Genomic DNA, 23,428 nt, shown 5'->3' with positions numbered 1-23,428 from the left:
GACGACTTGGTGCTGGTGCGTCAGGCCTTGCCGAGGATCCGGTTCAGGTTCGTACCGCACTCGGGGCACTTGGCCTTCGCCATGCGCGTGCCCTTGTCGTTGACCTTGACCTCGCCGTCGGCGGTGCGCTTGGCCTTGCACTTGACGCAGTAAAACTCGCCGCTCCAGGTCTCTGCCATGAGGGCCCTCTCCTTGCTCTGAATTCCAGCCCGGGGTCTCGCCCCGGGCAGTCGTTGGATGCTAACGGCAGACCGTCCTGCCGTAGGCCGTTCGGCCCAGTCGGGATTCACCCTACGGCCTCCTGGCGCTGGCTCAAGCGCACCTGCTGGTCCGCGTGCCGCGTGATTCCCCCGAGGAAAGCCCTTACCGAAACTTTCGCCGGCGCGGAACAGGCTCCCGGTGATCCGCCTCCGCGACCACTCGGCTTCCCCTCCGAGCGGCCCCGGAGGCGGTCCGGGAGCCTGTTGCCGATGACGCTAGGAGGTACCGGCGGCGGTGGCAAGCCCGGGTTGTCCACCCCTGTGGATAACTCTGTGCGCAACCTGTGGGACGCGCCGCCGGGCACTGTGGACGGGCGGGGGAACAGGATGTGAACAACCAGAGTCGCAGGGGTCAAGATCTGGCGTCTGACCTGCGGAAACGTCGATGCACAGGATGTGGACCGAAGAAAGTTGTCGGATTCGGGGGGTACATTTTTGAGCCATGGCCGACTCTCCACTGCGCCCGATCCCGCCTCACGTGGACATCCGTCGCAGCAAGCGCCGCAAGCGCACGGTCAGCGCGTACCGGGACGGCGACCGGGTGGTCGTGCTGATGCCCGACCGGCTGTCCGCCGCCGAGGAGGCGCGCTGGGTCGAGACCATGCTGGCGCGACTCGAGAAGCAGCGCAGCCGATCGCGCGTGTCGGACGAAAAATTGTTGGCCAGAGCACACGAACTCGCGTGTCGCCACCTCCCGGAAGTGCCCGAACCTGCGTCGGTGAGGTGGGTTTCGAACCAAAACAGACGGTGGGGATCCTGTACTCCGGCGGACCGATCGATCCGGTTGTCGACCCGTCTGCAGTCGATGCCGGCCTGGGTCGTCGACTACGTCCTGGTCCACGAGCTCGCCCATCTGATCGAGCCGACCCACAACGCGACCTTCTGGGACCTCGTCCACCGCTACCCGAAGGCTGAGCGCGCCGAGGGGTACCTGGAGGGCGTCTCCGCAGCGTCGTCCCTCGACCTCGACGACTTCTGACCCCCACCCCCATGCACAAAGTCGAGCCAGCCGCCCACCACCTGGCTGCCCGCGCGTTCGTTCGACTTTGAGCACCGGCCAACCGTTCGCGCCGGCCGGAAACGGTTGGCCGGTGCTCAAGGTTGGGCCGTGGAGTCGGGGGAGGGGCGGTCGGTCGCGCGTACGGCGTACTGCCCACCTCGGCTCCGCCCGCGCTTCGTTCGACTTTGTGCACCCAGTCCGCACTGGGGCGGCGTGTCGCGTACGGATGTCATGCACAAAGTTGGGGCCCCCGCCGCTTGCTTGCGCGTTTGGTCGACTTTGGGCACGGGCCGACCGTTCGCGGTGGTCGGGAACGGTTGGTCGGTGCTCAAAGTGGGGTGGGGTGGGCCGGGGTGCGTACGGCGTACGAGAAAGGGTGGGGTGGGGTCTGCCCCAGGGGGACCTCGGGGGTTTCCTGCATGGTCGCGACCGGCCTGCGGCAGCCAGGCTTCTTCCCGTAGCCAGCGCCACGCCAGGGAGCGCTGGGTGGGGCGCCGGTGGGTGCGCAGAGGGGCAGGGAACGTATGGCCAGGGGACAGATCACGGTACGGGCGGCGCGCTGGAGCGCTACCCATCCGTGGCGGGCGATCGCGATGTGGGTTGTCGTCGTGATCGCCTGTTTCGCGCTCGGGCAGGTGACCGGGACCAAGGAGTCGAAGAACGAGGGTGACATCGGTGAGGTGACCCGGGCGGACAACATCGTCAAGTCCGGCAACTTCGACGACCCGGACGTCGAGAGCGTCCTGATCACGGCGCCGTCCGGACAACTCGACCACACGGCGGCGAACCAGGCGGCGGCGGTGGTGATCCAGCAGATGCGCGCCCTCGGTGGGGTCGCGGAGGTCGGACAGCCGATGCCGTCGCCGAAGAACGACGCGGTGATCGTCCGGGTGACGATGAAGGACGTGCCGGAGGGCTCGGACGACGACGCCAGGGTCCAGCCGCTGCTCGACACGACCGCCAAGGTCCAGCAGCAGTACCCGGACCTGCGGATCGAAGAGGTCGGCGGGCTGTCGATCGGCAAGGCGCTCAACGAGACGCTGGGCAAGGACTTCAAGCGGGCCGAGATGTTCAGCCTGCCTGTGACGCTCGCGATCCTCTTGATCGCGTTCGGTGCGCTGATCGCCGCGTCCGTCCCGCTGGTGCTCGCGCTGTCCGCGGTGGCTGCCGCGATCGGCTTGTCGGCAGCGGCTTCGCAGTTGGTCCCGGCGGTGGACGCGGTCAACAGCGTGATCCTGCTGATCGGTATGGCGGTCGGCGTCGACTACTCGCTGTTCTACCTGCGCCGCGAACGGGAGGAACGCGCCAAAGGCCGCGGCCATGTCGACGCGGTCGAGATCGCGGCGGCGACCTCGGGGCACGCGGTCGTCGTCTCGGGTACGGCGGTCATCATCTCGATGGCGGGTCTGTTCCTGGCCCGCGACGCGGTGTTCTCCTCCTTCGCGGTCGGCTCGATCCTGGTCGTCGCGGTGGCCGTCGTCGGTTCGCTGACCGTGCTGCCGGCCGTGCTGGCGAAGCTCGGGCGCTGGGTGGACAAGCCGCGGATCCCGCTGGTCTGGCGGCTGACGGCGGGCAACAAGGAGCCGCGGTTCTGGCCGATGGTCCTCAAGCCGGCCCTGAAGCACCCGATCGCGACGCTGCTGGTCGCCGTCACCGCACTGCTCGCGGTCGCGTCGCCGGCGCTGGGGATGACGCTGAAGTTCCCGGGGACGGAGGATCTGCCGCGGACGACCTCGGTGATGAAGGCGTACGACCGGCTGACGGCCGCGTTCCCCAGCACGGGCACGAGCCACGAGGTCGCCGTACGGGCGCCTGCGAATCAGCAGCCCGCGGTGAAGGCCGCGTTGGCCGAGCTGATGCAGCGGACCAAGGGCGACAGCCTCTACGCATCGGACGGTCTCGAGCAGCCGCGGTTCTCCAAGGACGGCACGGTCGCGACGCTCGAGGTCGCCACGCCGTACGAGGGCGGTAGCGACCAGGCACGGGACTCGCTGTCCAAGCTGCGCAAGGAGCTGATGCCGGAGACGGTCGGCAAGGTGCCGGGAGTCGAGTACGCGGTCGGTGGGTTCGTGGCCGCGGACGTCGACTACGCGGCCCACACGCGGGACAAGCTGCCGCTGGTGATCGGGTTCGTGCTGCTGCTGACGATGATCGTGATGATGGTGACGTTCCGGTCGGTGGTCGTCGCGATCACGGCGATCGGGCTCAACTTGCTGAGCGCGGGTGCGGCGTACGGCGTCGTCACCGCGGTCTTCCAGAACACCTGGGCCGAAGGCCTGCTGGACTTCCGGTCGAACGGCGCGGTCGTCAGTTGGCTGCCACTGTTCCTCTTCGTGGTGCTGTTCGGCCTGTCGATGGACTACCACGTGTTCGTGGTGAGCCGGATCCGTGAGGCGGTCCTGCGGGGCGTACCGACCAAGCAGGCGGTGGCCGAAGGCATCACCGGCTCGGCCGGCGTGGTGACCAGCGCGGCGGCGGTGATGATCGGCGTCTTCGCGGTCTTCGCCACTCTGAGCACCCTGGACATGAAGCAGCTGGGCGTCGGCCTGGCGGTCGCGATCCTGATCGACGCCACGATCATCCGCGCCGTCGTCCTCCCCAGCATCATGACCCTCCTGGGCGACGCCAACTGGTGGGCCCCGAAGTGGCTCCGCGGCAAAACCGCCAAACACGCCACCCCAACCCCACCCGCCCCCGAGGAGGAACGCGAACTGACCCCCGTCGGCTGAACGATCAGTACGACGCCCCACCCGAAACTCGTTCGGGTGGGGCCGCTGTTGTGCTGGAGGATGCTGCGCATGGGAAACCGGGATGAGGTTCTGGGGGAGCTGGCCGGTGTGGTGCTGGGCGTTGAGCGGGAGCATCCGGTGCGGGTGGGGGTGGATGGGTGTTCGGCGGCTGGGAAGACGACGTTGGCCGATGAGCTGGCGGATGTGTTGCGGCGGCGGAGTGGGCGGGAGGTTGTTCGCGCTGGGCTCGACTACTTCAAGCGGGCGCCGGAGTTGCGGACGGGGTATCCGATCGATTCGGCGGAGAGCTACTACTTCGAGATGTACGACTACGACGGGATCCGCGAGCGGTTGCTCGTGCCGCTCGGGGCGGGTGGTGATCGGCGGTACACGGCCGGGCTTCGTGAGGCCAACGCCCGGGTCGCCCTCGACTCACCTGTTCGAACTGCCGCGCCGGACGCGATCCTGGTCGCTGACGGTGGGTTCCTGCAGCGCCCGGAGCTCGACGCATTCTGGGATCTTCGCATCTACGTCGACGTCAGCTTCGAGACTGTGCTGCGCCGTGGTGCCGCCCGTGACGCAGCCTGGATGGACTCGCCGGCGGCCGCCGAGGAGCGCTACCGCAACAGGTACATCCCGGGCGAGCAGTTGTACGTCGCCCAGGTCTGCCCCGCCGAACGAGCGCAACTGGTCGTGAACAACGAGGATCCGGACAACCCGGTCCTTACCCGGCCTGCTGGCGGGCTCGGTGTGCTGCGGCCTTGACGCGGCTTTGGCATTGGGGGGAGCAGAAGCGGCGTTGACCGTTCTTCGACACGTCGACGAAGACCCGGTCGCAGTGCGGTGCTGCGCACACGCCTAGCCGTCCGGCCAGGTCGCTTCCGACGGCGAGCGCCAGGCCGGCCGCGCAGCCGGCGGCCCAGCCGTTCGCGAGCTGCTCGTCGGGGCCGTGGAAGTGCAGGCTCCACGGGCGGTCCTTGCCGCGGTCGAGCTGCGGGCGCGCGTTGGTGTCCACCAGCAACGCGTTGATCTCCGTCGCCGCCGCATCCAGATCGCCGGAGCTCGCGGCTTCGAACACGATCCGCATCCGGCCTGCCAGACGCACGAGCCGCCGGGCATCGTCCAGCGGGACCGACTTCGGCGGATGGCCGATCGCGGTCAGCGCCTCGGCGACGGCTGCCGTGACCGCGTCCGGTTCGTCGGCCGGAGCGTCGTACGGGAGGCCGCCGGAGTATCCGGGGGTCAGCCGGTTCACGTACTCGACCGATGCCGCCAGCACACTCCGGGCATGACTATCAAAAGACACTTGACCAGTCACGCTGTACCTCCGTAGGCTCGAGCTTGCGTGACCGATCATAACCACTTAGATAGTCATGGGAGTTCGAGTGAACGTAGCTGTCGCGGCACGAGGGCTCTCCCGGGCGGTGTGGATCCTGGTCGTCGCCCGCGCCGTGAACCGGATCGGCGCGTTCACGCTCCCGTTCCTCGGTGTGGTGCTCGCGGTCGAGTTCAAGGCCTCGCTCGATCAGGTCGGCCTGATCCTCGCGGTGTTCGGCGTCGCGACCATCCCGTCCCGGCTGCTCGGCGGTCAGCTGGCCGATCGCCTCGGTCGCCGCCGCACCATCGTCCTCGGTCTGGTGGGTTGCGCGATCGCCCAGCTGTGGATCGCGCTCAGTCACGCCCTCTGGTCCGCCGTCCTCGCAACGGTCTTGCTCGGGCTCGCGTTCGAGATCTACGAGCCGCCCAGCCAGGCGATGATCGCCGACGTCACCGAGCCCGAGGACCGCCCCGCCGCCTACGGCTTGTACAGCGCGGCGCTCGCAGCGGCCGGCGTACTGGCAGGTCTGCTCGCGGCCGCGATCAGCCACTGGGACCTCCGCTGGCTCTTCGTCGCTGACGCGATCACCTGCTTGTCCTGCGCCGCACTGGTCGCGCTGGCGCTGCCGGCCGACGTACGCCGGGAACGCCCGGCGGACCGCCCCGCCGCAGTCTGGCGAGACAGGCGGTTGCTCCTGCTGCTCGCGGGCGGCACGGTCTTCGCCACGATCTACATGCAGCTGATCATCGGCGTACCGCTCACGCTGCTCGAGCATGGACTCCCGAAGTCCGGCACCGGCATCATCCTCGCGGTGTCCGCGGTCACCCTGATCGTCGCCCAACGGGTGCTCCGCGTGCAGCACCTCGACGACTTCCGGGCCATCGCGATCGGCTACGTGCTGGTCGCTGCCGGCCTGGTGGTCAGCGCGGTCGCTCACACCCTCAGCGTGTTCCTGCTCGCGTCGGTTCTGTGGAGCCTCGGTGAGCTGTTTCTGCTGACCCGCTACCTGACCCAGGCGTCCGGCCTGGCGCCCGACGAGGCCCGCGGCCGCTACCTCGCGGTCTTCGGCCTGAGCTGGGGCATCGCGACCACGATCGCGCCGATCACCGTGACTCAACTGCTCAAGTCCGCAGGCCCGGCCGGGCTCTGGCTCACGACCGCGGGTGTCGCGGCCGTGCTCGCCGTACTCCAACCGTGGTTCAGGAAGCTTCTAGCCTGACGGTGATGCCCTTCGCCACGGGCGTGTTGCTGCCCTTCGCGAGGTCGTCGGCCGACATCAGGACGTTGGTCTCGGGGTAGTACGCCGCCACGCAACCACGAGCCGTCGGGTAGGACACCAGCCGGAAGTGCGAGGCGCGCCGTTCGACTCCCTGGAACTCGCTCACGATATCGACGTACCCGCCGTCCTGCAGGCCGAGCTCGGCCAGGTCGTCCGGGTGCACGAAGACGACCTCGCGGGTCCCGTGGATGCCGCGGTAGCGGTCCTCGAGGCCGTAGATCGTCGTGTTGAACTGGTCGTGACTGCGCAACGTCTGCAGCAGCAACCGGCCGGGCTCGGTCGGCAACCAGGTCAGCTCGTTCGCCGTGAACTGCGCTCGCGCGTCGGACGTCCTGAACTCCCGCTTGTCCCGCGCCGCATGCGCGAGCAGGAATCCGCCTTCGTTGGCGCGCAGCCGATTCTCGAAGTCCTCGTACCCGTCGGCGACCCGGCCGATCCGCTGCCGGATCAGGCTGTAGTCGTCCGCGAAGTCGGCCCACGGAATCTCGCCGACCGAAGGTACGACGGCCTGCGCCAGCCCGCAGATGATGCCGATCTCCGACTTCATCTCCGGACCGGGCGGGATCAGGTTCCCGGTCGAGAGGTGTACGGCGCCTTGTGAGTCCTCGACCGTGACCGACTGCGGACCGGCCGCTGTGTGGTCGTGGTCGGTGCGACCGAGCGTCGGCAGGATCAGCGCCTCGCGCCCGGTGACCGTGTGCGACCGGTTGAGCTTCGTCGACACATGCACGGTCAGGTCGCAGGCCCGCAGACCGCGAAGCACGACCTCGGTGTCCGGCGTCGCGGACGCGAAGTTTCCGCCCATCGCGACGAACACCCGCACGGCGCCGTCCCGCAGCCGCTTCACCGTCTCCGCCGCGTCGATACCGTGCGCCCGCGGAGAGGTGAACGAGAACTCGTGATCGAGCCGGTCCAGGAACGCGTCCGGCATCTTCTCCCAGATGCCCATGCTGCGGTCGCCCTGCACGTTCGAGTGGCCGCGCACCGGGCACGGGCCGGCGCCCGGCTTGCCGATATTGCCCTGCAGGAGAAGGACGTTGACGATCTCGCTGATCGTCGCGACGGCCTCGCGGTGCTGCGTGAGGCCCATCGCCCAGCAGATCACCGTCGCCTTGGACTTGATGAACCGCTGGGTGAGCTCCTCGATCTCGGCGCGCCGCAGCCCGGTCGCCTGCTCGACCGCGGGCCAGTCGATCTCGGTGACGTGCTTGGCGTAGAGCTCGAACCCACTGGTGTGCGAGTCGATGAAGGACTTGTCCAGCACGGTTCCCGGGTTCTCCGCCTCGGCCTCGAGCAGAAGGTGGCCGATGGCAAGGAACAGCGCCTGGTCGCCGCCGATCCGGATCTGCAGGTGCTGGTCGGCGAGCTTGGTGCCCTTGCCGACCCAGCCGCGCGCGGCCTGCGGGTTCTTGAAGTTCATCAGGCCGGGCTCGGGCAGCGGGTTGACCGCGACGATCTCGGCGCCGTTGCGCTTGGCGATCTCGAGATGGCTGAGCATCCGGGGCGCGTTGGTGCCCGGGTTCTGGCCGACCACGACGATCAGCTCGGCCTCTTCCAGCATCTCGAGGGTGACGGCGCCCTTCCCGCTGCCGATCACCCGCGACAGCGCCGTACCCGACGATTCGTGGCACATGTTCGAGCAGTCGGGCAGGTTGTTGGTGCCGTAGGCCCGGACGAAGAGCTGATAGAGGAACGCGGCCTCGTTGCTGGTCCGGCCGGAGGTGTAGAAGACGGCGTCGTCGGGGTCGACGAGGGCCTTCAGATGCCGGGCGACGACCTGGAACGCCTCGTCCCAGCCGACCGGCTCGTAATGCGTGGCACCGGCCCGCAGCAGCATCGGCTCGGTGATCCGGCCGAGCTTGCCGAGGTCGAACTCCGAGATCTCGTTCATCGCCTCGACCGGGTGCTCGGCGAAGAACGCCCGCGGGACCCGCTTACGGGTCGCCTCCCAGGCCACCGCCTTCGCGCCGTTCTCGCAGAACTCGGCCGCGTGCTTGCGCTTGTGGTCAGGATCCGGCCAGGCGCAGGACGGGCAGTCGAACCCGCCGTCCTGGTTCATCTTCAAGAACACCTTGCCGGTCCGCGCGGGACCCATCTCCCGGAAACCGAACTTGAACGACGAGAGCACCGCGGGGACGCCGGCGGCCTTCTTCTTCGGATGTTCGATATCGACCATGTTTCAACAATAGGTCCACCTATCGTGACGCGCTGCTTTGATAGCCGGGGTCGTGGACAAGTGGCCCCTTGCTCCACGTCTTCGGGCAGGGTTATGTGCCCGGATCCCATAGTGCGCCGGGGCCTGGATTCCTACAGTCATCGGCCATGGAGACCCGTCGAGCCCTCGTCACCGGCGCCGCGTCCGGTATCGGCGCCGCCTGCGCCCAGCGCCTGGCCGCGGACGGCGTCCACGTGGTGGCCGTCGACTTCGACCAAGCCGGTCTGGACGCGCTGGACGGCGTTGAGACGGTCGTGGCCGACCTGTCCGACCTGGAGCGGCTGTCTGACCTCCCTAGCGACGTGGACATCCTTGTGAACAACGCCGGGGTCCAGCAGGTCGCACCGGTCGAGCAGTTCCCGCCGGAGCGGTTCAGCTACATCCTGCGGCTCATGCTCGAGGCGCCGTTCCGGCTGATCCGCCAGACGCTCCCACACATGTACGGCGCCGGCTGGGGTCGTGTGGTGAACATCAGCTCGGTCCATGGGCTCCGGGCCAGTCCGTTCAAGGCGGCGTACGTCGCTGCGAAGCACGGGCTGGAAGGACTCAGCAAGGTCGTCGCACTGGAAGGTGCCGCGCACGGTGTGACCAGCAACTGTGTGAACCCGGCGTACGTCCGCACTCCGCTGGTCACCGCGCAACTGGCGGACCAGGCCGCGACTCATGGCCTGTCCGAGTCAGAGGTGCTGGACAAGGTCTTGCTCGAGCCGGTCGCGGTGAAGCGGCTGATCGAACCGGCCGAAGTGGCGGAGCTGGTGGCCGTGCTGTGCGGCCCCGCGTCCGCCTCCATCACGGGGAGCTCGTTCGTACTCGACGGCGGCTGGACCGCCCACTAACTCAGGAGCCCGCCCAATGACAGCTACAGAACCAGTGCGCACCCGCTCGTCGATCGTCCGGGTGGTCGGCGCGAGTCTCGTCGGTACGACGGTCGAGTGGTACGACTTCTTCCTGTACGGGGTCGCCGCATCGGTGGTGTTCGGCGACCTGTTCTTCCCGAAAGGCGAGGAGCTCACCGGAACGCTGCTGAGCTTCGCCACGTTCGCGGTCGGCTTCTTCGCCCGTCCGATCGGTGGCGTCGTGTTCGGGCACTTCGGTGACCGGCTGGGCCGCAAGCAGTTGCTGGTGCTCTCACTGCTCATGATGGGTATCGCCACGTTCGCCATCGGTCTCCTGCCGACGTACGCACAGGTCGGTGCGCTCGCCCCGATCCTGCTCACAGTGCTCCGCCTCATCCAGGGCTTCGCTCTGGGCGGTGAGTGGGGAGGGGCCGTGCTGATCGTGTCGGAGCATGGTGATCCGGCACGGCGCGGGTTCTGGGCGTCCTGGCCGCAGGCTGGTGCGCCGGCGGGTCAGCTGATCGCAAACGGCGTACTGGCTGGGCTGGCCGCGTTCCAGTCGGACGCTGCGTTCGACTCGTGGGGCTGGCGTATCCCGTTCCTCCTGTCCGCAGTGCTTGTCCTGGTGGGGCTGTGGGTGCGGCTGCGGATCGAGGAGTCGCCGGTGTTCCAGGAGGCGCGTACTCGGGCTCAGGAGGAGCCGGCGGAGAAGCTGCCGATCCTCGAGGTGATCACGCGGTACCCACGTGAGGTGCTGACCGCGATGGGCGCGCGGATGGCGGAGAACGTCAGCTACTACATCTTCACGATCGTGATCGCGACGTACGCGAAGGAACACCTCGGTATGGGCAAGTCGTTCGCCCTGAACGCCGTACTGATCGCCGCGGCCGTGCACTTCTTCGCCATTCCGCTCTGGGGCGCGCTGTCGGACCGCATCGGCCGCAAGCCCGTGTACCTCATCGGTGCGGTCGGTGTCGGCGTCTGGGTGTTCCTGTTCATCGCGCTGGTGGACACGCGCAACTTCGCCCTCGCGACACTTGCCGTGACGGTCGGTCTGGTGCTGCACGGTGCGATGTACGGACCGCAGGCGTCGTTCTTCACCGAGCTGTTCGGGACGCGGGTGCGGTACTCCGGTGTCTCGGTCGGCTACCAGCTCGCGTCGATCGTCGCGGGCGGTCTGGCGCCCTTCATCGCGGTCGCCCTGCTGAAGGCGTACGACTCCGGGTACGCGATCGCTGTCTACGTCGCGGCCTGTGCGGTCATCTCCATCGTCGCGGTGACGTCGTACTCCGAAACACGTCGCCGGGACCTCACTACGCTGTAGGACCATGGAGGAGCTTCTGCGGCTGCTGGCCGAGGATGCGTCCGGGAGCGAGCTGGCCCGGGCGGCGGGCGAGGACGCGGTGGCACGCGACCTCGCCCTGCGGATCCGGGCCGGCATGGACGCCAGCAAGAAGCGTGAGGCCGAACTGTCCGCACTGGTCGACGTGGCGCGCGAGCTGGCGTCCGCCCGCGACCCGGGCGGCGTACTACACACCATCGTCCACCGTGCCCGCACACTCGTCGGCACGGACGTCGCGTACCTGACCCTGTACGACGAGACGCGCGGCGACACGTACATGCGGGCCACCGACGGCTCCGTGTCGGCCGCGTTCCAGCAGTTGCGGCTGCCCCTCGGCGCAGGACTCGGCGGACTGGTCGCGGAGACCTACAAGCCTTACTGGACCGCGGACTACCCGTCCGACCACCGTTTCCGGCACACCACACCCATCGACGACGCGGTGGGCGAGGAGGGGCTGGTAGCGATCTGCGGTACGCCGTTGGTGGTCGATGGTGCCTTCGTCGGTGTGTTGTTCGCGTCCAACCGGACCCGACGCCCGTTCAGCCGTGACGAGGTGTCGCTGCTCGGTTCACTGGCCACGCTGGCCGCGGTGACGCTGGTTCAGGTACGGGCGGCGGCCGAGACCGCTGCGGCGTTGGACCAGCTGTCCGCCGCACACGCGGGCGTCGAACACGCAGCCGCCGCCCATGACCGGTTTGCCGAGATCGTGTTGTCCGGCGGGGATGTGGACGCCATCGCTGCCGCGCTGGCCGAGCTGCTCGACATGTGGGTCGTACTGGTCGATGCCAGCGGCAACGAGCTGGCAGTGGCCGGAAGCGTCCCTGGTACGCCGGTGCCCTGGCAGGAGTCCGAGTCCGGTCGACTGACTCGCATCGGCGACTGCTGGGTCGTGGCGGCGACCGCGAAGCGCGAACGGCTCGGTGCGCTGGTCATTGGCGGTGCCGACGACCTGTCCGGTGCAGACCAGCGCATCGTCGAGCGAGCAGCCGTTGTGACCGCACTGGTTCTGCTGTTCCGCCGACAGGCCGCTGAGCAATCCCAACGTGCACAGGCCGACCTGCTGGCCGACGTACTGAGTGGAAGCACCGATCCGCGCGCTCTCACCGATCGGCTCCGGTTACTCGCGCCCAACTACCGGCACGATCGCCTGGTCGTCGCAGTGTGCCGTGGCGACCACACCGCCGTACGCGCTCGGCTGTCCGCACCACTGGAAGACAGACTGGTGCTGTCTGGTCCGTACGGCGGGGACCTGGTGCTGCTGTTTGCTCGCACCAGCGCTGTGTCCACCGCACGCGACCTGTCCGAGCTGGCCAAGCGCACGGGCGTGACGATTGCTGTCACCGGCCCGGCGACCTGGGGCGAGCCCTTGGTCGAGGCACACCGGCAGGCGTCTCGCCTCGTCACCACCATGGTCCGCTTGAACCGCCTTTGCGAAGCGGCCACGCCCGACGACCTGGGTGTGGCAGGCCTGGTCGGCGCTACCGAGGTCGACGTACGCAGCCACGTGCACCAGGTGCTCGGCAAGGTCCTCGACTACGACACCCAGCGAGGCACTGACCTGATCGGCACCCTCCACGCGTACTTCGCCGCCGGCCAGAGCCCTACCCGCGCAGCCACCGCCCTCCACATCCACCCGAACACGGTGCAGCAACGCCTCGACCGCATCACCGCCCTACTGGGCGACGGCTGGCAGTCCCCGGACCGCGCCCTCGACGTACAGGTGGCCCTCCGCCTCCACACCACCCTCGGCTGACCCTGTCAGCCGTTCGGACGACAGGGTGTCGACCGAACGACAGCTTCTGTCCTCCGTTCACCCGCTTGACGAAGTCCGCTCCACCGCCACTCTTTAGGCGAAGTCAACGCGCATTACGGTGACACAGAGCGGCGCCAGGGGGTGTCGAGATGCCCGACGGGCGCATCAGCACAGTTTTCGCGGCCAAGGACGGTGGCTCTGGTCGACAGCAATCCGATAGCTCCGAGTCCCGGGCATCGTCAGGTGACGGTGCTCAGCTGGTCGGGGCCGGGATGATCGCGTTCGTTGCGGGGTCGGTTCCGGCGATCGCGGGGACGATGTTCGTCAGCCTGGCGTACAGGCCAAGACCTACGTCTCGCGCCTGTACGACAAGCTCGGCGCCACCAACCGCGCCAACGCGATCATGACCGCCCTTCGGCTCGGCCTGATCACCCCGGAACTGCAGGTCTCCGCTTAGGGGATGAGGGCCAGGCGGCCGCGGACGCCGCCCTTGGCCAATCGCCGGTAGGCCGTTGCCGCGTCCTCCAGTGGATAAGTGTCGGCGATCCGGGTGGAGATGACCCCTGCCTCGGTCAGCTGTATCAGCTCCGACAACTCCGAACGGTTCGCGTGTACGAAGATCTGATGCACGGTGATGCCGCGGAGATGCGGCGGGGTGGGACCCGCCTGGACGTGCGCGTGCCGGCCGCGGTTGCGGACCGCTTCCTGTGCACCGATGCCGAGTACAGCCGCGTCCACCAAACCGTCGGTGCCTCCGGACGCAATCGCGTCTACCGCAGCCGCCAGGTCCTCTGCACGTGACACGAAGTGATCCGCGCCAAGACGCCGTACCAGGTGTTCGTCTTCTGCTGCCGCGGTGCCGATGACGGTCAGACCGAAGTGCTTGGCGAGCTCGACGGCGTACCCTCCGACCCCACCGGCTGCGCCTGTGACGAGGACTGTCTCACTGGGGGTGAGCTGGAGGGCCTTGAGCGCCTGCAACGCGGTCAGGGCGTTGAGGGCGATCGTGGACGCAGCGGTGAGGTCGAGGTTCCTCGGCGCGGGCGCGACCGCCTCGGCATTCAGGACGACGTACTCCGCATGTGTCTTGAGGGGTCGCCCGAGCAGATCCGCCAGCCCGATCACCGGCGTACCCGGCTCGAGGTCGCTCCCGGGGCCGGTCGCGTCGATGGTGCCCGCGACGTCCCAGCCGAGGCCGAACTGGTCGCGGGCACGGGTTACCCCGTACTGGACGGCCTTTCCAGTGCTGACCGCCACGTCCACCGGGTTGACCGCGGCCGCGGTCACCTTGATCCGTACCTGACCCGCAGCCGGCTCAGGTACGCCGGTCTCGATCAACTCGATCGCGTCCGGCCCGTCGAGCCGCCGGGCAACGAGTGCGCGCATATCTTTCTCCTCTTCGTGGTGTCTGGAACATGCACCACTCTTGGAGAGCTACTCTCTGATGGGAAGTACGCACTTCGGAGTGCGTACCGCACGACGAGGAGAGCCATGCCCACCCGCACCGCAGCCCAGCGCCGCGAAGAGGCAGCGCGCGAGTACGACGCGTTCCTGGCGACTTGTCCCGCGCGGCAGCTCCTCGACCGGATCAGCGACAAGTGGGTGACTTTGGTGTTGAGCGCTCTTGCAGATGGTCCGCAGCGTTACTCCGATCTGTCGCGCCGCATCGCCGGCGTCAGCCAGAAGATGCTGACCCAGACCCTCCGCTCCTTGGAACGCGACGGTCTCCTGACCCGCTCGGTCACCCCGTCCGTCCCGGTGCGCGTCGACTACGAACTGACCCCGCTGGGGCGCACGTTGATGCCACTCATCTCGGCCATCAAGTCGTGGGCCGAGTCGCACATGACCGAAGTAGCCACCGCCCGCGCCACCTACGACAACGAGGGCTCCCCAGCATGACAACCGCGGACGGGGCCGATCGGCGAGTTGTGGTGGTTGTTGTGCCGGAGGCTGGAACCTGGGCTCCACCGGGGAGGGACCCAGGGGCGTGGCGGTTGGCGATGGCCGAGGACACGTACGAAGTGATCGCCGCGCTCGACCGGGTCGACGTCGCGGTCGCGGTCTCCGGCGACGAGCGTGCTGTGGCCGAGGTACGCGCGCTGACCTGGCCCGGAACACCGACGTACGCCGTCGATCCCGCTAGGCCCGTCCTGCACGCGGTGGAGCTCGCCGGGCCCGCCGCGGCGGTGGTCGCGGTGTCGCACGACGTACCGGACCTGCCTGGGCTGCTGATCGGCAAACTGTTCCGTGCGCTGAGCAATGCCGACGTCGCCGTCACGCCCGCCGAGGACGGCTCACTCGCGGCCGTCGGTGTGAAGCTCCCGATCGCCGACTGGCTCGTCGAACTCGCCCCGACCTTCGACACCCCACTCGAACTCCTCGAGGCCCGCAAACCCCGCCGTCACGCCGTCGCGATCGGCCCCGGATGGCACCGTCTGCGATCGAATGCTGACCTAGCGCGACTGGATCCCGGGCTTGAAGGCTGGGATGCGACAAGATCCCTACTTCGTCACTCCTGATCCGTCACCTTCTCCGGATCCGCTCGTTCACCATGCAACGGGGAACATCACCGATCGCCGATGCCGTTCAGGGGCGGCACCCGACGAGAAACCCGGCCCGCATCGGGGGATGCGGCCCGGGAGCACCATCCGACGGGACCGCACGGGGGATCAGCACGGGGGATCGCCACGGGGGACAGCAACATCACGGGGACAGTAAAACCACGGGGACAGTAAAACCACGGGGAAGTGCCGCAGTCGGGGGACTGCGCACGCTGCACGAATCCGCAGTACGGGGGGAGCACCAATGGGGGACAGCGGGGACACGGGGATGCACGACACGGGGATCGCGGGGGACGCGGTGCGGCGGGGCTGAGGGGTTGAGGAATGCCCTGTTGTGGGGAGGTGGGCCGGCCAACTCTGGTCGGCCCACAGGATCACCACCTGGAGCGGGATCGCCTGCCCAGTAGGCGGTTCAGCCCTGGAGCCGCGAGGTCAGTTGTGCGCGAGGTGTCTGCGTGCTCGAGAGGCCAGGTCCTGGACGGAGGCGTCCGTGTCCGGAGGAAGGTCGTCGAGCGGGAACCAGGCGAGGTCGTGGGATTCGTCGCTCACGACGTACTCCGTGCTCGCTGCCGCCGTGACGAGGAACTGGACGTCGAGGTGGTACGCACCCGCACACCCACCCGCCTCAAGCAGATGTCGTGAAAGCTGCAGCGGTTCGCGGCTGACTGTCAGGCGCGTGAGCCCTGACTCCTCAGTTGCTTCCCGCAGTGCCGCACCACTCAGCGTCGCGTCGCCGGGTTCGCAGTGCCCGCCGAGTTGAAGCCATCGGCCAACTGTCTTGTGCAAGGTGAGCAGGGTGTTCTTGCCCGTGCCGTCGACGACCAGCGCGCTGGACGTTACATGTTCTGGCCGGCAGCTCCGCCACATCCCGTCGGAGTGCGTCGCCAGGTGCCGCAGGTAGTGCGCCCGCAGCTCCTCCTGCTCCGCATCGGGCGGACGCCACCGCTCCAAGACCTCAACCGCATCCCCATGAAGCATCCCGCAAGTCTCCCCATCCCCGCCCGGACACTCTCAGGCGGGGTAGGGCGACTGCCTACTTGGTGGGGGTGTCGCCGTCGTCGTCCTGGGGCTTGTCGGACGTCTCTTCGGTGAGGAAGTCGCTGATGTCGATGTCGGAGAGCTCGCCGGCGTGCTGGGCGAAGCCGATGGGGTCGTCCAGGTCGCTGGTGCTCGGCATCAGGTCGGGGTGGGACCAGAGGTTGTCGCGACCGTCGACGCCGCGGGCGTCGCGGACAGCGGCCCACAGGTTCGCCGCGTCACGCAGGCGGCGAGGCCGCAGTTGGAGGCCGACGAGAGTCGCGAACGTCTGCTCGGCCGGGCCACCGGCGGCCCGACGACGCCGTACCGTCTCGGCGAGCTGTACCGCAGCGGGCATCCGGTCCTTGGTGGCTTGCCGCACGACGTCGTCGACCCAGCCCTCGACCAGCGCCAGCGTGGTCTCGAGCCGGACGAGCGCTGCCTTCTGCTGCGCCGAGTCCTCGGGCTCGAACAAGCCGCCGGCCAGCGCTTCCTGCATGGCTTCCGGGTTCTGCGGGTCGATGTCGGCCATCGCCCGCTCGATCTTGCCGGTGTCGACCTCGATTCCGGCCGCGTAGTCGGCGACCGCGGCCAGCAGATGCTGGCGCAGCCACGGGACCCCGGCGTACAGGCGCTGGTGTGCGACCTCACGCAGCGCGAGGTACAACCGGACGTCCTCGTCGGTCAGCCCGAGCCCGTCGGCGAACTTCGCCACGTTGTCCGGCAGCAGGATCGCCTGGCCGGTCGGACCGAGCGGGAGCCCGATGTCGGACGAGCTGACGACCTCGCCGGCGAGCTCGCCGAGCCCCTGACCGACCTGCGCTCCGAAGACGGAACCGCCCAACTGCCGCAGCATCCCCGCCATCGGACCGGCGAGTTGCTGCGCCTCGGCGGGCAGCGCGTTGCCCATCGCGCCGGCCACGTGCTCCGCGACCGGATCGACGATCGTCTGCCAGACCGGGAGCGTGTTCTCGACCCACTCGGCACGGCTCCAGGCTGCGGAGGTCGCGGACACCTCGGGGAGCGTGGTCGCGTCGTCCAGCCAGTGCTCGGCGAGGCGGACCGCGTCCGCGACCCGGTCGCTGTCGGTGGATGTCATCGATCGGTCTCCGGCGGCGGAGACGGTCTTGCGGGCGATGTCCTTGGCCAGGTCCCAGTTCACCGGCTTGCCGTCGGTCGACCCGCTCAGCATCTGCTGGACCTGGGCGAAGATCGCGTTCAGGTCCGGGGCGCCGCCCGCGCCGGCCGCACCGGAGAACTGCTGGAACATGGCCTCGAACGGCGTTCCCTTGAACGGGTTGTCCGGGTTGTCCGGTTCGTCGCTCATCGGAGGGCCTTCCTGTGCGGGTGGGGCGTACAACTCCAACGTACTGGTTCCGTCGATCAGTTCCTCGCTCGGTGAACGCACAACCGTCGCTGTTCGCCGCCGGCAGAGCCTGAACCCCGGTCCGGCAGGTAGGTGAGGAAGGCAACAGTCTCTCCCGGTGTACGCCGTACCACGCACCGCAGCGCCCCGTGCCGACGAGCGATCGGCGAGCGGATCGGTGAGCGGAAAGGGAGGGGATGTCCTGGAAAGGGAGGGTGGGAGGGAGAATTGCGGTGCGGGGGATGGAATGGTGTGGTGTGAGCGTGGGGACCTGGCCGGAATGAGGAACGGATGAGCGACGCGATCAGACTGCTGGACATTCGCGACAGTGCGTTGTCCAGCGACGAGGTTCTCGCGGCTGTCGCGGACCCGACGGCGGGCGGAACTGCGCTTTTTATCGGCACTGTGCGCAACCACGACCAGGACAAGCCGGTCGACCGCTTGAGCTACGAGGCGCACCCGGACGCGCTGGAGCACCTGCGGAAGGTTGCGCAGCGTATCTGCGACGACCCCGCGGTGACCGCGCTGGCCGCCGTGCACCGGACCGGGGATCTGGTGATCGGTGACGCCGCGGTGATCGTCGCGGTGGCGGCTTCGCACCGAGATGTGGCGTTCACTGCCTGTCGGCAGTTGATCGACGAACTCAAGGCCGAGGTCCCGATTTGGAAACACCAGCGCTTCAGCGACGGTGGCAGCGAGTGGGTCGGCGCTCACTGACACGTACGCTGGGCGCATGAAGGTGGCCGGATGAAGGTTTTGGCGTGGCTGGCGTTCCCGCTGGCCGCCACGCTGCTGGCGATGTGCTGGGCGGCGTGGCGCGGGTGGCGCAGCCGTGAGCGCCGCCGGTCCGGCGGCCCCTTCGCTTCGGTCGAGGACTTCCGCCGCTTCAACGCCGCGCTCGCCGCGCCGGGCCCGCGGGCCACTCCGGAACGTCGCCGCGGCCTGGGTCGTCGTAACCATCAGCCGGTCTCTTCCGAGATCCGTCGCTCCGGCTCCAAGATCGCAGGGCAGGGTTCGTGACACGTCGTACCGCCACATTGGTCACCTCGATCGTCGTGCTTGTCGTCTCGCTGGGGCTGGTCACCGCGTTCCCGGTGCCGTTCGTCTCGTTCAGCCCCGGGCCGGTCAAGGACACCCTGGGATCGTCGAAGAACAAGCCGGTCGTCGAGATCACCGGCCACGACACGTTCCCGACGACGGGCCAGCTCGACCTCACGACGGTGTCCGTGACCTCGCCGGACCGGGAGCTGACCCTGCCGCAGGCGATGCGGAACTGGCTCGACCCGCACCACGACCTGTTCCCGCGCGAGATCATCTATCCGCCGGACCAGAGCGCCGACGAGGTCGAGCAGCAGAACACCGCTGAGATGACCGGCTCGCAGGACAGCGCGGTCGCGGCCGCCCTGCAGGCGGCGAAGGTTCCGTTCCATACGAAGGTGTCGACGGTCGCGGACAACTCGCCGGCCCAGGGCAAGCTGAAGGCCGGCGACATCGTGCTGGCCGTCGACGGGCAGACGGTGACGCAGGTCCCGCAGGTCGGCGAGTTCGTCCGCAAGCACAAGGTCGGCGAGAAGGTCGTCTTCCTGATCCGCCGCGGCACCGCCGAGCAGACCGTCGAGCTGAAGACCGCCGCGACGCCCGGTGACGAGACCCGGCCGATGGTGGGGATCACGATCGGCGTCGACTCGCAGGTCAAGGTGACGGTCAACCTCGGTCAGGACATCGGCGGCCCCAGCGCGGGCACCGCGTTCGCGCTGGCCATCTACGACAAGCTGACCCCGGGCCCCCTGCTGAACGGGAAGCACGTTGCCGGCACCGGGACGATCGACGCGCTCGGCCAGGTCGGCGCGATCGGCGGGATCCAGCAGAAGATCGCCGGCGCCCGGAACGACGGCGCGACGGTGTTCCTGGTCCCGGCGCCGAACTGCGCGGCCGCGCTGCATGCGGGCGTGAAAGGTATCCAGCTGGTGAAGATCAGCACGCTGACCGACGCCATCAGCGCACTGCAGGCGGTCGCTGACGGCAAGGGAGAGGTCCCGTCGTGCAGCCAATGAGCGATAGGTACGTACTGGTGAGCCGAGGGGAAGATCTGCCGGCATGGATTCCGTAGGCACGCTGCCACCGGACGCGCTCAGCCGCGCGGTGGTCGAGATCGAGAAGCACGTGAGCAGCGCGGGCTGGGACCAGCCCGCGCAGTTGTTCGCGCTGGTTCCGACGGCGGACCTGCTCCGCGCCGAACCCAACCTCGCCGCCGAACTCGGCGCCGAGGACGCATCGCAGCCGCTGACCCCGGTGGCCCAGGGCGAGCTTCCCGGTGGTGTCGAGGACGACCGCCTGGCCGACACGCTCGGCCGGATCGAATGGCCGGACGGCGTCGCCGGCTGCGCACTGGCGATCGAGCGGATCGTGCTGCCGGCGGCGTCCGAGTCCGGCCTGTCCAGCATCGAGTCCGACGCCGAACTGGCCCGGCTGGCCGGGAGTGATCCCCGCCGGCACGAGGTCCGGATGGTCGCGGCGGTGCTCCGGGAAGGCGCGCGGTTCGGCGCCGTCCGGTTGCGTGCCCACGACGAGGACAGCGCGGTGCTCACCGGTATCGACTTGGTCCCGACGCTGTGCGAAGTACTGTCTTTGACATTCGAACCTTCGACCGGCATCCGGTCGGGCGACGGTCCTGGGGTCGACGGCATGAATGACGACGAGGAGAAGCGACCATGAGCGACGGCGTCTATGACATGCCCGAGGAGCCGCCGGCCCGCCGGAACCGGCGTACAGGCGGGCGCCCCCGCGCTCTGCTGCCGACGATCGCCACGCTGATCGTCCTGCTGATCCTCTTCAGTATCTTCACCGACGTCTGGACCCAGCGGCTCTGGTACCGATCGGTCGACCTCGGCTCGGTGTTCAGTACTGTGCTCGGCACCCGCGTGCTGCTGTTCGTGATCGTCGGTCTGCTGATGGCGGCCGCGGTCGTCGCGAACATCATCGTCGCTTTCCGCACCCGTCCCCGCGTGGCCCTCGCCCCGTCGCCGAGTCCCGGATTCGAGCGGTACGGCGAACTGCTGCAGCAGCACGGCAAGATCGCGGTCGGCGTCGTCGCGACCCTGATGCTGGTCTTCGGCGGCTCGGCAGCGTCGGGGGAGTGGAAGGTCTTCCTGGCCTGGCGGAACCGAACCCCCTTCGGCGTCACCGACAAGCACTTCAACAAGGACATCGCGTTCTTCGTCTTCGACTACCCGTGGCTGCGCGTGCTGCTCGGCTTCGGCTACTCGATCGTCCTGCTGTCGCTGGTCGCCGCGATCATCACGCACTACCTGTACGGCGGCTTCCGCCCGTCCGCGAAGGGCCAGAAGGCCTCCGGCGCGGCGCAGGTGCAGTTCTCGGTGCTGCTCGGTCTGCTGGTCCTGCTCAAGGCCTTCAGCTACTGGCTGGACCGGTTCGGTCTCACGACGTCGGACGCCAAGCTCTTCACCGGTGTCTCCTACACCGGTGACCACGCCATCCTGCCGAGCAAGGAGATCCTGGCCGTCATCGCGGTCCTGTGTGCGATCTTGTTCTTCGCGAACGTGGTCCGGCGGACCTGGCTGCTTCCCGGGGTGGGTACGGTCGTGCTGATCCTTTCGGCGATCCTCCTCGGTGCGCTCTGGCCGGCCGCGCTCCAGCAGTTGCGGGTGCGACCGAGCGAGCCCGTGAAGGAAGCGCCGTACATCACCAAGAACATCGAGGCCACGCGTCAGGCGTACGGACTCGAGGGCGCCGATGTCACCGAGTACCAGGCGAAGAGTACGGCGAAGCCGGAGGACCTGACGGCGGATGCCGAAGTCCTGCCAGGTATCCGGCTGATCGACCCGACGGTGATCGGACCGACGTTCGAGCAGCTCCAGCAGGTCCGTGGCTTCTACTCGTTCCCGACGGATCTCGACGTCGACCGGTACAAGATCAAGGGCAAGGTCAACGACACGGTCATCGCGGTCCGCGAGGTCCAGGTCGACCGGCTGCCGGCCGGTCAGCGCAACTGGAACAACGACCACACCGTCTACACCCACGGCTACGGGGTCGTCGCCGCGAACGGGAACCAGTCGCAGGGCGGTACTCCGGTGTTCACCGAGAAGGACCTGCCGCCGACCGGCGATCTCGGTGACTACGAACCGCGGATCTACTTCGGCGAGCAGTCGCCGGACTACTCGATCGTCGGCGCTCCCGAAGGCGGCCAAAAGGTCGAGCTCGACACGCCGGAAGGGCAGAAGGGCGGTGACCCGACGCTCAACACCTATGCCGGCAAGGGCGGCGTCCCGGTCGGCTCGTTCGCCAACCGGTTGCTCTACGCAACGAAATTCCGGGATGCGAACATCCTGCTGTCCAGCCGCGTGAACTCTGCCTCGAAGATCCTCTACGACCGCACCCCGCGCGAGCGGGTCGAGAAGGCGGCCCCGTGGCTGACGCCGGACGGTGACCCGTACCCGGCGATCGTCGACGGCCAGGTGGTCTGGATCGTCGACGGGTACACCACCTCGGACAACTACCCGTACTCCGAGAAGGTCGACCTGGACGTCAGCACCCGGGACACCACGACCGGCCGCGGGACGATCGCTCAGCAACCGAGCGAGAAGATCAATTACATCCGCAACTCGGTCAAGGCTGTCGTCAACGCCTACGACGGCTCGGTCGAGCTGTACGCCTGGGACGACAAGGACCCGGTGCTGAAGACCTGGATGAAGGCGTTCCCGGGCACGGTCAAGCCGCGCTCGGACATTTCGCCGGACCTGATGTCGCACCTGCGCTACCCGGAGGACATGTTCAAGGTGCAGCGCGACCTGCTCGCGAAGTACCACGTCCAGGACGCCGGCACCTGGTACCAGAACAGCGACCTGTGGCGAGTGCCGGACGACCCGACCGCGGTCTCCTCCGGTGGTGACTCGGCGACGCATATCAGCCAGCCTCCCTTCTATCTCTCGTTGCGGATGCCCGATCAGTCCGAGCCGAAGTTCTCGCTGACGTCGGTGTACGTGCCGAACGGTGAACGCGAGAACCTGACTGCGTTCGTGGCTGTCGATGCCGAGGCCACCTCGCCGGACTACGGCAAGTTCCGGGTGCTGCGATTGCCGGGGAACCTGCAGATACCTGGTCCGGGGCAGGTCTACAACAAGTTCCAGACCGACGAAGGCATCAGACAGGCGTTGCTGCCCATCAACCAGCCGAACAGCGGGGCAAGAGCGCAGTACGGCAACTTGCTGACGTTGCCGCTCGGCGGTGGTCTGCTCTACGTCCAGCCGGTCTATTCGGTGCGGACCAGCGGGCAGGGTAGTTATCCGGTCCTGCGGTACGTCCTGGTGTCCTTCGGCGACAGCGTCGCCTACGGCGGGACGTTGCAGGATGCCCTGACCAAGGTCTTCAAGACCAGCGTCGACACCGGCGAGCTGCCGCCAGGAACCGAGAAACCGCCGACGACACAGACGCCGAACCAGACGGTCAAGCAGGCCATCGCCGACGCTCAGGCCGCTTGGACCCGGGCGCAGACAGCGCTGAGGAACGGCGACCTGACCGGCTATCAGACGAACCTCAACCAGATGAAGGCCGCGCTCGACCGAGCCGCTGCCGGGGCAGCGGAGACACCTACGACGACACCGTCGTCGACGCCGTCCCCGAATCCGTCGAACCCACCGGCATCGACGACACCGACGAGTCCACCGACCTCACCGGCAGGCTGAGCCGCAGGGTGGTTCCCGGGGCGGCGACACCGACATCAGTCGGCGTCGCC

At 68.2% G+C, this 23,428-nt stretch carries 20 protein-coding genes; 14 read left to right on the top strand and 6 right to left on the bottom strand.

Features of this window, described 5'->3' with window-relative positions; translation table 11 throughout:
* Positions 1-20 precede the first annotated feature (20 nt).
* The gene (locus tag E0H50_RS42775) at positions 21-179 is read right to left on the bottom strand and encodes a DUF5679 domain-containing protein (protein WP_012922897.1); all 159 of its coding nucleotides are present in this window, start codon (positions 177-179) and stop codon (positions 21-23) included.
* 523 nt (positions 180-702) lie between these two features.
* On the opposite strand from E0H50_RS42775, the gene E0H50_RS05620 reads away from it, so the two are divergent.
* The 3 genes from E0H50_RS05620 (at position 703) to E0H50_RS05610 (ending at position 4,754) form a co-directional block, all read left to right on the top strand.
* A complete protein-coding gene (locus E0H50_RS05620) occupies positions 703-1,239 on the top strand; it encodes a M48 family metallopeptidase (protein ID WP_131285490.1) in 537 nt (178 codons plus the stop codon).
* Between the two features lie 545 nt (positions 1,240-1,784).
* Positions 1,785-3,989 (top strand): MMPL family transporter, encoded by a 2,205-nt coding sequence (locus E0H50_RS05615; protein ID WP_131285489.1) that lies wholly within the window; start codon positions 1,785-1,787, stop codon positions 3,987-3,989.
* Positions 3,990-4,058: 69 nt separating this feature from the next.
* Positions 4,059-4,754 (top strand): nucleoside/nucleotide kinase family protein, encoded by a 696-nt coding sequence (locus E0H50_RS05610; RefSeq protein WP_131285488.1) that lies wholly within the window; start codon positions 4,059-4,061, stop codon positions 4,752-4,754.
* On the opposite strand, the gene E0H50_RS05605 is transcribed toward E0H50_RS05610, so the two are convergent.
* Positions 4,714-5,307, bottom strand: coding sequence for a CGNR zinc finger domain-containing protein (locus tag E0H50_RS05605; protein WP_131285487.1), 594 nt, complete (start codon positions 5,305-5,307; stop codon positions 4,714-4,716). The two genes, E0H50_RS05610 and E0H50_RS05605, sit on opposite strands and share 41 nt — an antisense overlap.
* 67 nt (positions 5,308-5,374) lie before the next feature.
* On the opposite strand from E0H50_RS05605, the gene E0H50_RS05600 reads away from it, so the two are divergent.
* The gene (locus tag E0H50_RS05600; RefSeq protein ID WP_238150790.1) at positions 5,375-6,526 is read left to right on the top strand and encodes an MFS transporter; all 1,152 of its coding nucleotides are present in this window, start codon (positions 5,375-5,377) and stop codon (positions 6,524-6,526) included.
* Here E0H50_RS05600 and E0H50_RS05595 read toward each other — a convergent pair.
* Entirely contained in the window at positions 6,507-8,762 is a 2,256-nt protein-coding gene (locus tag E0H50_RS05595) for an FdhF/YdeP family oxidoreductase (RefSeq protein ID WP_131285485.1), read from the bottom strand. The two genes, E0H50_RS05600 and E0H50_RS05595, sit on opposite strands and share 20 nt — an antisense overlap.
* Positions 8,763-8,908: 146 nt before the next feature.
* Between E0H50_RS05595 and E0H50_RS05590 the strand changes: the two genes are divergently transcribed.
* Genes E0H50_RS05590 through E0H50_RS05580 form a run of 3 tightly spaced genes read left to right on the top strand, consistent with a single transcriptional unit; the run spans position 8,909 to position 12,732 of the window.
* The gene (locus E0H50_RS05590; protein WP_131285483.1) at positions 8,909-9,637 is read left to right on the top strand and encodes a 3-hydroxybutyrate dehydrogenase; all 729 of its coding nucleotides are present in this window, start codon (positions 8,909-8,911) and stop codon (positions 9,635-9,637) included.
* Positions 9,638-9,653: 16 nt separating this feature from the next.
* Positions 9,654-10,961: an MFS transporter gene (locus tag E0H50_RS05585; RefSeq protein WP_131285481.1), complete on the top strand. Its 1,308-nt coding sequence runs from the start codon at positions 9,654-9,656 to the stop codon at positions 10,959-10,961.
* 4 nt (positions 10,962-10,965) lie between these two features.
* Entirely contained in the window at positions 10,966-12,732 is a 1,767-nt protein-coding gene (locus tag E0H50_RS05580) for a helix-turn-helix domain-containing protein (protein ID WP_131285479.1), read from the top strand.
* 453 nt (positions 12,733-13,185) lie between these two features.
* On the opposite strand, the gene E0H50_RS05570 is transcribed toward E0H50_RS05580, so the two are convergent.
* Entirely contained in the window at positions 13,186-14,118 is a 933-nt protein-coding gene (locus E0H50_RS05570) for an NADP-dependent oxidoreductase (RefSeq protein ID WP_131285477.1), read from the bottom strand.
* 105 nt (positions 14,119-14,223) lie between these two features.
* Between E0H50_RS05570 and E0H50_RS05565 the strand changes: the two genes are divergently transcribed.
* Together E0H50_RS05565 and E0H50_RS05560 are read left to right on the top strand one after the other, a co-directional pair.
* Positions 14,224-14,631, top strand: coding sequence for a winged helix-turn-helix transcriptional regulator (locus E0H50_RS05565; RefSeq protein ID WP_131285475.1), 408 nt, complete (start codon positions 14,224-14,226; stop codon positions 14,629-14,631).
* A 101-nt stretch (positions 14,632-14,732) separates the two neighbouring features.
* Positions 14,733-15,251 carry a DUF2064 domain-containing protein gene (locus E0H50_RS05560; RefSeq protein ID WP_202868029.1) on the top strand — a complete coding sequence of 173 codons (519 nt, stop codon included), beginning with the start codon at positions 14,733-14,735 and terminating at the stop codon, positions 15,249-15,251.
* Between the two features lie 474 nt (positions 15,252-15,725).
* Here the strand turns inward: E0H50_RS05560 and E0H50_RS05555 are convergent, their stop codons facing one another.
* Together E0H50_RS05555 and E0H50_RS05550 are read right to left on the bottom strand one after the other, a co-directional pair.
* A complete protein-coding gene (locus E0H50_RS05555; protein WP_131285471.1) occupies positions 15,726-16,271 on the bottom strand; it encodes an NUDIX hydrolase in 546 nt (181 codons plus the stop codon).
* Positions 16,272-16,326: 55 nt separating this feature from the next.
* Positions 16,327-17,637: a zinc-dependent metalloprotease gene (locus E0H50_RS05550; protein WP_131285469.1), complete on the bottom strand. Its 1,311-nt coding sequence runs from the start codon at positions 17,635-17,637 to the stop codon at positions 16,327-16,329.
* 330 nt (positions 17,638-17,967) lie between these two features.
* Here E0H50_RS05550 and E0H50_RS05545 point away from each other — a divergent pair, with 330 nt between their 5' ends.
* From E0H50_RS05545 to E0H50_RS05525, 5 genes are read left to right on the top strand one after another with little or no spacing between them, the layout of a single operon-like run.
* Positions 17,968-18,393 (top strand): molybdenum cofactor biosynthesis protein MoaE, encoded by a 426-nt coding sequence (locus tag E0H50_RS05545; protein ID WP_131285467.1) that lies wholly within the window; start codon positions 17,968-17,970, stop codon positions 18,391-18,393.
* Positions 18,394-18,423: 30 nt separating this feature from the next.
* On the top strand, positions 18,424-18,696 hold the full coding sequence (locus E0H50_RS05540) for a hypothetical protein (protein WP_238150789.1): 273 nt from the start codon (positions 18,424-18,426) through the stop codon (positions 18,694-18,696).
* On the top strand, positions 18,693-19,730 hold the full coding sequence (locus E0H50_RS05535; RefSeq protein ID WP_131285465.1) for a YlbL family protein: 1,038 nt from the start codon (positions 18,693-18,695) through the stop codon (positions 19,728-19,730). The genes E0H50_RS05540 and E0H50_RS05535 overlap by 4 nt, the downstream gene beginning before the upstream one ends.
* A 43-nt stretch (positions 19,731-19,773) precedes the next feature.
* Positions 19,774-20,391 carry a PPA1309 family protein gene (locus tag E0H50_RS05530; RefSeq protein ID WP_202868028.1) on the top strand — a complete coding sequence of 206 codons (618 nt, stop codon included), beginning with the start codon at positions 19,774-19,776 and terminating at the stop codon, positions 20,389-20,391.
* The gene (locus E0H50_RS05525; protein ID WP_131285463.1) at positions 20,388-23,378 is read left to right on the top strand and encodes a UPF0182 family membrane protein; all 2,991 of its coding nucleotides are present in this window, start codon (positions 20,388-20,390) and stop codon (positions 23,376-23,378) included. Before E0H50_RS05530 ends, E0H50_RS05525 begins: the two co-directional genes overlap by 4 nt.
* Positions 23,379-23,428 lie beyond the last annotated feature (50 nt).

The organism is Kribbella sindirgiensis, assembly GCF_004331435.1.
GTDB classification, from domain to species: Bacteria; Actinomycetota; Actinomycetes; order Propionibacteriales; family Kribbellaceae; genus Kribbella; species Kribbella sindirgiensis.
The sequence above is the reverse complement of the archived record's forward strand: the minus strand, read 5'-3'. Positions and strand labels throughout refer to the sequence as shown.

Excerpts from the sequence above, each read along its gene's own strand:
- E0H50_RS05550 (WP_131285469.1), bottom strand. The coding sequence starts at position 17,637 with ATGAGCGACGAACCGGACAACCCGGACAACCCGTTCAAGGGAACGCCG.
- E0H50_RS05545 (WP_131285467.1), top strand. The coding sequence starts at position 17,968 with ATGAGCGACGCGATCAGACTGCTGGACATTCGCGACAGTGCGTTGTCC.
- E0H50_RS05525 (WP_131285463.1), top strand. The coding sequence starts at position 20,388 with ATGAGCGACGGCGTCTATGACATGCCCGAGGAGCCGCCGGCCCGCCGG.
- E0H50_RS05585 (WP_131285481.1), top strand. The coding sequence starts at position 9,654 with ATGACAGCTACAGAACCAGTGCGCACCCGCTCGTCGATCGTCCGGGTG.
- E0H50_RS05590 (WP_131285483.1), top strand. The coding sequence starts at position 8,909 with ATGGAGACCCGTCGAGCCCTCGTCACCGGCGCCGCGTCCGGTATCGGC.
- E0H50_RS05580 (WP_131285479.1), top strand. The coding sequence starts at position 10,966 with ATGGAGGAGCTTCTGCGGCTGCTGGCCGAGGATGCGTCCGGGAGCGAG.
- E0H50_RS05570 (WP_131285477.1), bottom strand. The coding sequence starts at position 14,118 with ATGCGCGCACTCGTTGCCCGGCGGCTCGACGGGCCGGACGCGATCGAG.
- E0H50_RS05540 (WP_238150789.1), top strand. The coding sequence starts at position 18,424 with ATGAAGGTTTTGGCGTGGCTGGCGTTCCCGCTGGCCGCCACGCTGCTG.
- E0H50_RS05560 (WP_202868029.1), top strand. The coding sequence starts at position 14,733 with ATGGCCGAGGACACGTACGAAGTGATCGCCGCGCTCGACCGGGTCGAC.
- E0H50_RS42775 (WP_012922897.1), bottom strand. The coding sequence starts at position 179 with ATGGCAGAGACCTGGAGCGGCGAGTTTTACTGCGTCAAGTGCAAGGCC.
- E0H50_RS05565 (WP_131285475.1), top strand. The coding sequence starts at position 14,224 with ATGCCCACCCGCACCGCAGCCCAGCGCCGCGAAGAGGCAGCGCGCGAG.
- E0H50_RS05610 (WP_131285488.1), top strand. The coding sequence starts at position 4,059 with ATGGGAAACCGGGATGAGGTTCTGGGGGAGCTGGCCGGTGTGGTGCTG.
- E0H50_RS05555 (WP_131285471.1), bottom strand. The coding sequence starts at position 16,271 with ATGCTTCATGGGGATGCGGTTGAGGTCTTGGAGCGGTGGCGTCCGCCC.
- E0H50_RS05530 (WP_202868028.1), top strand. The coding sequence starts at position 19,774 with ATGGATTCCGTAGGCACGCTGCCACCGGACGCGCTCAGCCGCGCGGTG.
- E0H50_RS05615 (WP_131285489.1), top strand. The coding sequence starts at position 1,785 with ATGGCCAGGGGACAGATCACGGTACGGGCGGCGCGCTGGAGCGCTACC.
- E0H50_RS05620 (WP_131285490.1), top strand. The coding sequence starts at position 703 with ATGGCCGACTCTCCACTGCGCCCGATCCCGCCTCACGTGGACATCCGT.
- E0H50_RS05595 (WP_131285485.1), bottom strand. The coding sequence starts at position 8,762 with ATGGTCGATATCGAACATCCGAAGAAGAAGGCCGCCGGCGTCCCCGCG.